The 12642-nt window shown below is 33.1% G+C and carries 9 protein-coding genes; all 9 read left to right on the forward strand.

Annotation, left to right across the window (positions count from 1 at the left end; genetic code table 11):
- The first annotated feature begins 13 nt into the window (after positions 1–13).
- The 9 genes from ABXQ82_RS07580 (at position 14) to ABXQ82_RS07620 (ending at position 12516) form a co-directional block, all read left to right on the forward strand.
- Positions 14–1789, forward strand: a complete 1776-nt coding sequence (locus ABXQ82_RS07580; RefSeq protein WP_367057272.1) for a tetratricopeptide repeat protein — start codon at positions 14–16, stop codon at positions 1787–1789.
- 14 nt (positions 1790–1803) lie between these two features.
- Positions 1804–2070 carry a SemiSWEET transporter gene (locus ABXQ82_RS07585; RefSeq protein ID WP_367057275.1) on the forward strand — a complete coding sequence of 89 codons (267 nt, stop codon included), beginning with the start codon at positions 1804–1806 and terminating at the stop codon, positions 2068–2070.
- Between the two features lie 96 nt (positions 2071–2166).
- Entirely contained in the window at positions 2167–2862 is a 696-nt protein-coding gene (locus ABXQ82_RS07590; protein WP_367057278.1) for a zinc metallopeptidase, read from the forward strand.
- Between the two features lie 168 nt (positions 2863–3030).
- Complete coding sequence (locus ABXQ82_RS07595; protein WP_367057281.1) at positions 3031–4803, forward strand: DNA mismatch repair protein MutS; 1773 nt, start codon at positions 3031–3033, stop codon at positions 4801–4803.
- A gap of 114 nt (positions 4804–4917) precedes the next feature.
- The gene (locus ABXQ82_RS07600; RefSeq protein WP_367057284.1) at positions 4918–5421 is read left to right on the forward strand and encodes a hypothetical protein; all 504 of its coding nucleotides are present in this window, start codon (positions 4918–4920) and stop codon (positions 5419–5421) included.
- A 285-nt stretch (positions 5422–5706) separates the two neighbouring features.
- Positions 5707–6489: an amidohydrolase gene (locus ABXQ82_RS07605; protein WP_367057287.1), complete on the forward strand. Its 783-nt coding sequence runs from the start codon at positions 5707–5709 to the stop codon at positions 6487–6489.
- A 137-nt stretch (positions 6490–6626) separates the two neighbouring features.
- A complete protein-coding gene (locus ABXQ82_RS07610) occupies positions 6627–8588 on the forward strand; it encodes a histidine kinase dimerization/phosphoacceptor domain -containing protein (RefSeq protein WP_367057290.1) in 1962 nt (653 codons plus the stop codon).
- A 1-nt stretch (position 8589) separates the two neighbouring features.
- The gene (locus tag ABXQ82_RS07615; protein ID WP_367057293.1) at positions 8590–9303 is read left to right on the forward strand and encodes a response regulator; all 714 of its coding nucleotides are present in this window, start codon (positions 8590–8592) and stop codon (positions 9301–9303) included.
- A 177-nt stretch (positions 9304–9480) separates the two neighbouring features.
- Complete coding sequence (locus ABXQ82_RS07620; protein ID WP_367057295.1) at positions 9481–12516, forward strand: T9SS type A sorting domain-containing protein; 3036 nt, start codon at positions 9481–9483, stop codon at positions 12514–12516.
- Positions 12517–12642 lie beyond the last annotated feature (126 nt).

Genomic DNA, 12642 nt, shown 5'->3' on the forward strand with positions numbered 1-12642 from the left:
TTATCTTTACCCTATGAGATTGATAACTTTTTTATTCTTATGTATTGCCACAATAGGTTTTGCGCAAAATGATGCTTCCGCTAAGGAATACTTCAAAAATGGAGATTTTGAAAAGGCATTGTACGAGTATAAGAAACTGTATGCTAAGTCGCCTTCAAATATCAATTACATCAAACAAATTATAGATGCGCATCAACAATTAGAACAATATCAGGAAACTGAAGATTTTTTATTGAAGATTATAGCTAAAACAAATTACCCAGCGTTTTATGTAACTTTAGGCTATAATTACCAATTAAAGAACGATTTAGAAAAGGCTGAGGAGAATTACAACATAGCAATAAACAGTCTTCTGGTTAACCCAAATAATGCATTTCCAGTAGCACGGAGTTTCCAGGAACATTCACTTTTAGATAAAGCTGCTATCACTTACGAAAAGGCAATGGAGCTTAAGCCAGAACTTAATTTAAAATTACAGTTAGCGCAAATTTACGGGGAGCAAGGTAAGATTGAGGAAATGATGCTTAATTATATTGATTTTGCAGAGCGTAACCCAATTTCCTTAAGTAATGTAAAACGCGCTATAAGCGATTTTATAAGTGAAGACGCAAATAATGAAAGCAATATCATTTTAAGAAAATTGCTGATTAAAAAAATACAACAAGAACCCAATGTACTCTGGAACGAAATGTTGAGTTGGCTTTTTATTCAGCAGAAAGATTTTGGAAAAGCATTTGCACAAGAAAAAGCCATTTATTCACGCCAACCGGAAAGTTTATCTCGTATTATAGACCTTGGTAAAATAGCAAATAGTGAGCATCAAACAGAACTTGCAAGCTCTATTTTTAACTACGTAATTGAAAAAGCGCAAGACGCTGATACCAAATTATTGGCCTATTACGATCTATTGCAAATTGAAATTAAGGAAAGTGATTCCGAATCCCATGAAGAATTGCAAAGTAAGTTTTTAGAGTTATTTGATACTTATGGCACATTTTCCCAGACTTTTGAACTGCAGATTGCCTATGCACATTTTTTGGCATTTCATATGAATAAAACCGAAGAAGCCACTGCCTTTTTAGAGGACGCTTTAAAGTTGCCTTTAACAGATTTGCAAAAGGCAGAAATAAAGCTGGAACTTGGCGATATTCTCGTATTGCAAGAAAAATTTAATAAAGCACTAATTTATTACACTCAAATTCAGCGGAATTTAAAAAACAGTACAATTTCTCAAAAAGCACGCTATAAAGTGGCAAAAACGAGTTATTATAAAGGCGATTTTAAATGGGCCGAATCTCAACTCAAAATTTTAAAATCTTCCACATCTCAATTGATAGCCAATGATGCATTAGATTTAAAACTGTTGATTTCTGATAATAAATATGAAGATTCACTTCAAACAGCATTAAAACTCTATGCTAAAGCAGATTTGCTAGCGTTTCAAAATAAAAATGACGAAGCCATTTCGCTATTAGATACAATTTTGGAAAATCATAAAACAGAGCCAATTATTGCCCAAGCTTTATATAAACAAGCCCAACTTTTCGAAATTAAAAAGCAGTTTGAAAAAGCAGCAGAAAATTATCAACATGTCATAGATAATTATAGAGACGGTATTTTAATAGATAATGCTATTTATAATTTAGCCGAATTATATATGACGCATTTAAACGCACCAGAAAAAGCCAAAGCCCTCTATAAAGAGATTGTTTTCGATCACGTAGATAGTATTTATTTTATTGAAGCCAGAAAAAAGTTTAGAAGACTTCGCGGAGATGCCATTAACTAAACTAAATAGAATTTATGGGGTTTGATAATAACGAAATTATTGGTTTTGCAGCGGCATTACTTACCACAATTGCATTTTTGCCTCAGGTGTATAAAACATGGAAGACTAAAGATGTTTCCAGTTTATCACTTCCTATGTTGGTTCTGTTTTTTATTGGCATTGTATTGTGGCTTGTTTATGGATTTTTAAAACATAGCCCATCAATGATTTCCGCAAATTCAATAACCGTAGTTTCTGCAATACTGTTACTTTACTTCAAAATTGTTTATCAAAATAAATAGTTGAAACGTTATGATATGATTTCATCTGACAAAATTTCAGATATCAAAATTGGTGCAATTATTGCTATCTTTATGACGTAATTTAAACATAAAATAATGATTGGATATTATATATTAATAGGGGCAATTGCTCTAGTAAGTTGGTTGGTAAGTAATACTTTAAAGAGGAAGTTTGAAAAGTATTCTAAAGTACAGCTCCGTAACGGCATGAGTGGTGCTGAGGTAGCCCAAAAAATGCTATCAGATCATGGTATCATGGATGTTGAGGTTATTTCTACACCTGGACGTTTAACGGACCATTACAACCCGAAAAACAAAACAGTAAATTTAAGTGAAGCGGTTTACAATCAAAGAAACGCAGCAGCAGCAGCAGTTGCTGCACATGAGTGCGGACATGCAGTACAACATGCGCAGGCTTACAGTTGGTTACAAATGCGCTCTACTTTAGTACCCGTGGTTAGCGTGACTTCAGGAATGTCTCAATGGTTAATTATTGGCGGACTTGTTTTAGGTGGTGCTGCTGGTTTAGGTTTAGGCTGGTGGGTTGCGGCGGCTGGTGTTGCTATGATGGGTTTCGCAACTTTATTCAGTTTTATAACGCTCCCTGTTGAGTACGATGCCAGTCATAGAGCTTTGGCATGGTTGAAAAATAGAAACATGGTCACTCCAGATGAATATAAAGGTTCTGAAGATGCTTTAAAATGGGCAGCAAGAACTTATTTAGTGGCTGCAATTGGTGCATTGGCAAACTTGTTATATTGGGCCTTGCAAGTATTTGGAGGTAGAGATTAACTTAAAAAATCCCCCGATGTTCTGCGCTGGGGTTTCCTATTATACCTCTCCTTTGGGGAGGACAGAACTGTGTATTTGGCAATTCTGGGTGGGAGAAAAATAAATTCTTCTAAAGGCTCTGAAATATTTTCAGGGCTTTTTTGTTTCTTTACGAATTAGAAAAATTGAATGAACAATCCACAATCCTATTATAAAGAACATTTAGAGGAATACCAATCTGAAGTTAAGAAGCTATACAAGCGAATGACGACTTTGAGTATGTTGCGATTGACGGTTTTTGTTGCTGCTGCTTTTGGTGTGTATCTAGTTTTTAGTCAATGGCAAATAGCACTTTTAATAGGTGTAATTGGTGTGGCAGTTTTTATTTATTTCTTATCAAAACATACAGATGTAAAACGACAAAGAGATTTCAACAAAGCTTTGGTAGCAATAAATGAAGATGAACTAAAGATAGCTTCGGGAAATTTTCATGATAGAAATGATGGCAGGCCTTTTCAAGACCCAAGTCATTTTTATAGCTTAGATATCGATCTGTTTGGTCGTGGTTCTTTTTTTCAATTTATAAACAGAACCACTATAAATGAAGGTACGGCACAACTTGCCGATAGTTTAAAAGCAAACAGTATTACAGATGTAGAATTGCGTCAAAAAGCCATAGAAGAATTAGCTTCAAAACCAAAATGGCGACAGTTTTATTCGGCCAGTGCAAGTTTAGTACAGGTGGAAACTCCAGCCAAAAAGATTGTTGCTTGGTTAGATAATTATAAATCTTTTTTACCGAGTATCATGCGTTGGTTGCCACTAGCTTTTACTATTGTATCGGTTTTAATATTTACACTCGTATATTTCAGTATTATTTCTAACCAAAATATCATAGGCTATTGGTTATTTCTCGGATTGGGAATTACTGGAGTTTACGTGAAAAAAATGAACGAGTTATCGTCACATACTGATAAGGTTAAAGATACATTTCGCCAATATTCGGTGTTATTGGATTTAATTGAAAATGAAACATTTACTTCTGAATTACTTCAGGAAATGCAAAATAAGATTAAATCTGACGATGAGAAAGCTTCATCTATTTTCAGAAAACTATCAAAATCCTTAGATGCTTTAGATAACAGAAATAATATTATAGGCGCAATTTTTGGAAACGGATGGTTTTTAACCGATATAAAGCACAGTTACGGTATCGAAAAATGGATAGAAAATTATGGCGATAAAGTCTCAGATTGGTTTGAAGTAGTGTCCTTTTTTGATGCATATAATTCCTTGGGAAATTTCACTTTTAATCATCCTGAATTTGTGTTTCCAGACATTAAAACAAACGCTTCCGTTATAAAAGCTTCAGATTTAGGACATCCATTATTGAACAAGGAAAAACGAGTGGATAGTAATTTAACTATTGATAATGAACAGTTCTTTATCGTTACAGGAGCAAATATGGCAGGGAAAAGCACATTTTTAAGAACCGTGTCCCTTCATATTGTGATGGCAAATATGGGCTTGCCTGTTTGCGCAAAGTCAAGCGAATATACTCCAGTAAAGTTAATTACGAGTATGCGAACATCCGATTCCTTAACTGACGATAGTTCGTATTTCTTTTCAGAATTGACCAGACTTAAATATATTGTTGACGCCATTCAAAAAGAACCTTATTTTATTGTTTTAGATGAAATTTTAAAAGGCACAAATAGTACGGATAAAGCCATTGGCTCACGAAAATTTGTTGAAAAATTAGTAGCTTCGGATGCCACAGGAATCATTGCGACGCACGATTTAAGTTTGTGCGAGATAGAAAAAGAGTTGGAAGATGTTAAAAATTATTATTTTGACGCAGAAATTATTAATGATGAATTATATTTCGACTATAAATTGAAACAGGGTATTTGCCAAAATATGAATGCATCATTTTTATTGAAGAAGATGAATATCGTTTGATTTAAACAGAACTCTTTGATACAATGTGTCGGGGTTTTCTTTATCGCTTTGGCGGGAATTTCAATGTGACTTTTTAATTATCTAAGTGTCTAAATTGTAAAGTATATTAAGATTATGAAAAATACAATCAGGGTTTTATTGGTAATAGTATTTGTGTTAATAGGTAAATCCTTATTTGCGCAAGCTGTAACTGTGAACAATACTATTTATGAGGTTAAAAAAGGTGTTATTTACAAAGATGGGGTTGATGTTACAACCACATTGAGTGTAGATGAAAAGGCAAAAGTGTTATCGACATTTGAAAAGAAAAGCCTTGAACTAGAGGAAGCTGAAAAGGTGCAAAAGCAATTAGAAAAGGCCGAAAAGGAGCAGGAAAAGGCAGAAAAGGATCAAAAAAAGGCCGAAAAGAAACAGAAAAAGGCAGAAAAAGCACTAAAGAAAAAAGAAAAGGCGCAATCTAATTTTGATAAAGCAACTAAAAAACATCAAGCTGCTATCAAAAAATATGAAAAGTTAAAAAAGAAAGGCAAATTGTCGCCTGAAGATGAAAGAAAATCGTTGGAAAAGATTGAAAAGTTAAATTCTAATATCGCAAAAGCAAAGAAGAAACTAAAATAATTTAAGTAAGCATTATGTAATCCCTAATTCCAAAGCTTTGGAATTAGGGATTATTTTTTGCTAAAAATCGAGGTGTTGGAACCCATAAAATGGAGGACTTCATTTTAGTTTGAATTTATTCATTTTTTAGGGTTTAACCAGCCAGCCCTGTCTGCCGACAGGCAGGCAGCAGGCCAGCACCCCGAGGCTTGCCCCGTTTTTCTTTTTTGGAATTTAGTTTTTTATTTTTGGAATTTTAATACCTCGTGGGCTTGCCTCGAAGTAGTTTATTGGTATTTTTGTAGCATGCAAGACGAACTCAAAATAGCATTAATACAATCCGATTTAGTTTGGGAAAACCCTAAACAGAATCGTGAAAATTTCACCCAAAAAATTGAAAACATTTTGGGTAGTGTTCATGTAATCATACTACCTGAAATGTTTACAACGGGTTTTACCATGAACGCCACTTCGGTTGCTGAAACTATGCAAGGCGAAACGGTTACTTGGATGAAGGATTTGGCATCAAAAAAGAATGTAGCTATTACTGGAAGCATCATCATATCTGAAACTAACAATTTCTATAATCGGTTGCTTTTTGTAAAGCCAAATGGCAAGATTGAATATTATGATAAATGCCATACGTTCACTTTGGTAGGCGAGCATAAAACATTTTCAGCTGGAAAAGAAAAAGTAATCATAGATTATAAAGGCTGGAAAATTTGTCCGTTGATATGTTACGATTTACGTTTTCCCGTTTGGGCTAGAAATACAGAGGATTATGATGTTTTAATTTACATTGCCAATTGGCCACAACCCAGAATTTCAGCTTGGGATGCCTTGTTAAAAGCCAGAGCTATAGAAAACATGTGTTATTGTGTGGGTGTAAACCGCGTGGGGATTGATGGCGTTGATAGCACATATTCTGGACATTCAGTGGTATATGATGTATTGGGAAACAGCATCACTTCTTTTGATCCCAATGTAGAGCAAACACAAATTGTGGTTCTTAAAAAAAGCCATATTGAAAGGTATAGAAGTAAGTTAAAGTTTTTAAATGACAGAGATACTTTTGAGCTCAAGAGTTAACTTTAAAATTCCACTCGTTTACTAATAAAAGTCGGTACTTTGCTTATTTTAAGCTTTTTCAATGTTTTATTTAATTAGTTTTATCTTTATAAGAATCAAAAACCTTGATTTAACCAATCACTAACTAATTAATTCTTTTGAAATTATACGCAATCTTAATACTTGCATTTTGTTTTCCTCTATTTATCTCTTCTCAGCAAGATTCAAATAAACTGATTAAAATAGTAGATTCTTTACTTCAAAATGTAGAAAATTGGGAAACAGATAGAGAGCGTATATCAAACCTTACAGGATTTGCCGGAAAGTATAGATACGTTAGCGGTACTAAAAAGTTACTTGATAAAGCGATTGAAATTTCTAAACGTTCTAATGAAGAAGAATTACTGGCACAATCTTACTATTCCCTCGGGAATTATTACTATTTCAATTCAAAATTAGATTCTGCCTTATTTTACAATACCAAGGCATACGACTATTTAAAAAGCAAAGATTTTCTTTTTTTAAAAGCTAAGATTCTCAATTCCAAAGGCACTATTTATAGAAAAAAGGGGAATGTAACTGTGGCTATTGCTACCATGTTAGCCTCTAAAAACCTAATGGAAACCATAGATACTCTAGCTTTTACAGATGCTGAAAAATTTCAGTTTAAAGGGCAAAATCTTGTTTTGAATAATTCATTGGCAAATTTTTATAATCAAATGGAAGATTATGAAACCGCTTTAACCTATTATGACGAAGCCCATAATATGGCGTTAAAAATTGGCGCCACGGTAAATGCAGGAGTCATTATGTCCAATAAAGGCGAATCGCTATTAAATTCGGGCAATATCAAAGAAGCTATAAAAGTATTGGAGCAAGGGAAACGCTTAAAAATAGAGGGAAACGCACACCCTCGCCTCATTGCAAATTCTGATTTGAATCTTGGTTTGGCATTTTCGAAACAAGGGAACTATGAAAAAGCTTTAATGTTCTTGAACCATGCGCACGATTATTATTCAGCGAACAAACTTGATGACAGACTTGCTTTGGCATTAAATTATCGAGGTCAATTATTTCTAAAGCAAGGGCAGTATGTAAAAGCTAAAGAAAATTGTGAAAAAGCAAAGCAAATAACTAGAGAACAAAGCGATCTGGAGGCTTACATGGAGGCGTGCAAATGTTTATATGAAGCCAATAAAAACTTGAATTTATTTGAGGCCTCGCTCAGTAACCATGAAGCATATCTCAAAGCTAAAGATTCGCTTTTTAACGAGAAAAATGTAAAAAAGCAGACGCAGTTAGAGATGCAATACATGTTTGATAAAGAACAAGAACTACAAAAATTAGAAGCCGATAAAAACGAAAAACAGCGTAAATTATATTTGTCCATTGCCATATTAGGTGTGATTGTTGCATCATCGCTAACATTTTTATATTCAAAAAACAGAAGCAAAAGCAAGCTGTTGGCAACACAGAAACAATTGTTGGAAAAAACGGTAGGAGAGAAAAATATGCTGTTAAAAGAAACGCACCATCGTGTAAAAAACAGTTTTCAGATTGTCTCTGGACTATTGTTTTTACAAGCTTCAACAATAAAAGATAAAACGGCATCGAAAGCTTTAAAGGAAACCCAGAACAGAATTAATTCCATGGCTGTTTTGCATCAGAAATTGTATAAACAGGATCATACTTCTGGAATAGATTGTCGAGATTATATCACGGCCTTGATCACCGATATTCTCTCATCTTATAGTATTCCAAATATTGAAAAAAAGCTTACCGTTGAACCAATTATCATGGATATTGAGGTGGTAACTTCTTTAGGTTTGATAATTAATGAAATGGTTACCAATAGTTTAAAATATGCATTTACTGAAAATATGGCTCATAAGTATATTGAGATTAAACTTCAAAGAAAAAATGGTAACATTATTTTAGAGGTGGTTGATAATGGTATTGGTATTTCTGAAAATGAAGACAAAAAAGATACTTTAGGACTATCATTGGTAAAAGATTTAACTAAAAAAATCAATGCGGAGATTAGTTTTGAATCTTTGAGAAGCACAGTTCCAAAAGGCACTAAAGTCGTGATTGTTTTAAACGAAAAAGACATCTTGTGATATGACATCTATTTATATAGTAGAAGATGAGCCCATAATTGCCAGAACTATTAAAACTGCTCTGGAAGAAGAAGGCTATACCATTTGCGGGGTTGCCGATAATGGAAAAGAAGCCTTGTATGATATTGATGATTTAAAACCCGATTTGGTAGTGCTCGATATTACATTAAAAGGTCCCGTTGATGGTGTAACGGTTGCTGAAAAACTGCAACGGAAAACCAATATTCCTTATGTTTTCCTTACTTCGCTTTCAGATTCAGAAACCACAGAACGGGTAAAATTAACAAAACCAGCAGGCTTTATCAGCAAGCCTTTTACAATTGCCAGTTTGCGAAACAATATTGAAATTGCATTGTTCAAACTCCATGAAGAAGCGACCAATGAAGCCGATACTACGGTTGATGATGATGCGCTATTCATTAAAAACAAAAGTGAATTTATAAAAATAAACAAAGCCGATATTCTTTATTTTGAAGCCTCAGATTTTTATTGTTTTGCGCATACTTTGGAAAGAAAGGTGCTTATCAGCAGAACTTTAAAATACGTTCAAAATAATATAAGCGATAGTTCTTTTATAAGAGTGCATCGTTCATATATTATCAATATTAAAAAAATAGAAGCACTTTATGATGGCTATTTGACCATCAACAAAAAAACAATTCCGGTAAGCAAGTCCAATAAGGAGAAACTGCTTAATTCATTATCATTACTGTAGTATTTCTTACTGAAAATAACTTCACGTTTACTTGAAAAAAAGCAACGTTGCCTTTTTTTAATCCATCTGCCAGATATACCTGTTTAACTTTACTCTCGGCTATTAATAATCTCTAACCTAACCTGTTCCAGTAGTTTAGTACAAGTTAAAAACGGGTTAATCTAAAAATTCTACACCATGAGGAAGTTTACTCTTGTATTTCTTTTTACTAATTTATTTACGATAATCGGACAGTCGCAAGTAACCTACGTTCCAGATAATAACTTCGAACAAGCATTAATAGATTTAGGCTATGATTCGGGAAGTTTAAATGATTATGTCCCGACTACCAATATAAGTTCTGTTACTATTTTAAATATTGACGACAAAGGGATTTCCGACCTTACCGGAATTGAGGATTTTACGGCATTAACAGAATTAAGATGTTATACAAATACCATTTCAAGTCTTGATGTGTCTGCAAATACACAACTTATTTATTTGCATTGTAGCAGTAATAATTTAACAAGTTTAGATGTGTCCAACAATTCACAATTGCAATTTTTAAATTGTAGTTTGAATGCTATTGGCAGCTTGAATTTGAATCAAAATGCTTTGTTGTCAAATTTTGATGCTTCAAACAATCAACTTACTGCACTAAGTATTAAAAACGGGACTGGGAATATCATTACTAATTTCAATGCAACAAACAATCCAAACTTAGCCTGTATTCAAGTAGATAATGCAAATTATAGCACTAACAACTGGACAAACATAGACGCTCAAACCAGTTTTAGTGAAGATTGCCATTATGGAGAAACCTATGTTCCTGATGATAATTTTGAACAAGCATTGATTGATTTGGGATACGATTCTGGTAGTTTGGATGATTATGTGACAACTGCTAATATTAGCTCGCTAACTTTTATAGATGTTAATAATAAATCCATTTCTGACCTTACAGGAATTGAAGATTTTGTGGCACTAACAAGCTTGTCGTGTATTGGTAACACATTAGCGAGTATAAATATAAGCAACAATACAAACTTATCGACTCTGTTTTGTAGTGCAAATAATTTAACCAGTTTAGATATTTCAAATAACACAAGTTTAGATAGAATTTTTTGCAGTTCTAATGACCTAACCAATTTAGACATCACAAATAATACTTTATTAGAAGATTTAGATTGTGCTAGTAATGATTTAATTAGCATAAACACCTCAAACAATCCATTATTAGAATATTTAAATTGTAGAAATAATGATTTAACAAGTTTGAACCTCTCAAATAATTCTTCCTTAGAATATCTGCATTGTGGGAATAATGAAATAATAGGCATTAATTTAAAAAACGGAAACAATACAATCATTACAACTTTTAATGCAACTAACAATCCAAACTTGACTTGTATTCAAGTTGAAGATGCAACTTATAGTGCAACAAACTGGACAGATATTGATGCGCAAACCAGTTTTAGTGAAGATTGCCATTATGGAGAAACCTATGTTCCTGACGATAATTTTGAACAAGCTCTAATAGATTTAGGGTATGATGCTGGAAGTCTAGACGACTATGTGCTAACTGCCAATATCAATACGCTCACTAATTTAGTTGTTGATGGCAAGGGGATTTCAGACCTGACTGGAATTGAAGACTTTACTGCGTTAACGACTTTAGATTGCTCTTCTAATAGCTTGACAAGTTTGGATGTAAGCAACAATAGTGCATTAACACATTTAACTTGTAGTTCTAATGGTTTAACAAGTTTAGATGTAAGTAACAATACTGCATTGACAAGTTTATATTGTAGTATTAATAATTTAACCAGTTTAGACGTTAGTAACAATACTGCATTAACGACTTTATTCTGTCATATCGGTAATGATTTGACAAACTTGGATGTAAGCAACAATACCTTACTAACAGTATTGGTTTGTGGATATATTAACCTAAATAGTTTAGATGTGAGCAACAATACAGCATTGGAGTCTTTATATTGTCAAGGCAATAATTTAAGCAGTTTGAATTTAGAAAATAACCCATCATTAGAAATTATTCATTGTATCGATAATGATCTGACAAGTTTAAATCTAAAAAATGGGAACAACACAATCATTACAAGTTTTGAAGCAACAGGAAACCCAAACCTAACTTGTATTGAAGTGGATGATGCAACATATAGCACAACAAACTGGACGGATATTGATGCGCAATCTGGATTTGCCACAAATTGTTCAAGCACTACCTATGTTCCAGATGATAACTTTGAACAAGCGTTAATTGATTTAGGGCACGATTTTGGACCTTTAGATGATTATGTGTTTACTACCAATATCAATACAATCACTAATTTAGTTGTTGATGACAATGGGATTTCAGACCTAACTGGCATTGAAGATTTTACAGCTTTATTGACTTTAGATTGTTCTTCTAATAGCTTGACAAGTTTGGATGTAAGCAACAATAGTGCATTAACACATTTAACTTGTAGTTCTAATAGTTTAACAAGTTTAGATGTAAGTAACAATACTGCATTAACAAGTTTATATTGTAGTATTAATAATTTAACCAGTTTAGACGTTAGTAACAATACTGCATTAACGACTTTATTCTGTCATATCGGTAATGATTTGACAAACTTGGATCTAAGCAACAATACCTTACTAACAGTATTGGTTTGTGGATATACTAACCTAAATAGTTTAGATGTGAGCAACAATACAGTATTGGAGTCTTTATATTGTCAAGGCAATAATTTAAGCAGTTTGAATTTAGAAAATAACCCATCATTAGAAATTATTCATTGTATCGATAATGATCTGACAGGTTTAAATCTAAAAAATGGGAACAACACAATCATTACAAGTTTTGAAGCAACAGGAAACCCAAACCTAACTTGTATTGAAGTGGATAGCGCAACATATAGCACAACAAACTGGACGGATATTGATGCATCAACCAGTTTTAGCGAAGATTGTTCTACGTTAAGTATTGATTCATTTGCTGAAACCAACATATCGCTATATCCAAATCCGGTTCATGATGAATTAACAATTTCAGCTCAAATAAATGGACGTTTCAACATTTTAAATGTTAACGGACAAATACTAAAACAAGGTGTTTTGATGCATGGGAACAACACAATTAATATGTCGCAACTGGAAGCAGGGTTGTACTTTTTAAATATAAAGGCAAACAGTAGTTCTATGCTCAAAAAAATAATTAAAAAGTAATACCAATTCTTTTTTTAATTTACGGTTAAATGAAGAATGTTATAAACTTTGGCGAGATTCTTTTATATTTCTCGAAAAGTGTGTTGGTATCATTAAAGATAAAAAAATGAAGGTTTCGTCCCGATA

It is taken from the genome of Algibacter sp. 2305UL17-15 (genome assembly GCF_040720935.1).
Taxonomy (GTDB): domain Bacteria; phylum Bacteroidota; class Bacteroidia; order Flavobacteriales; family Flavobacteriaceae; genus Jejuia.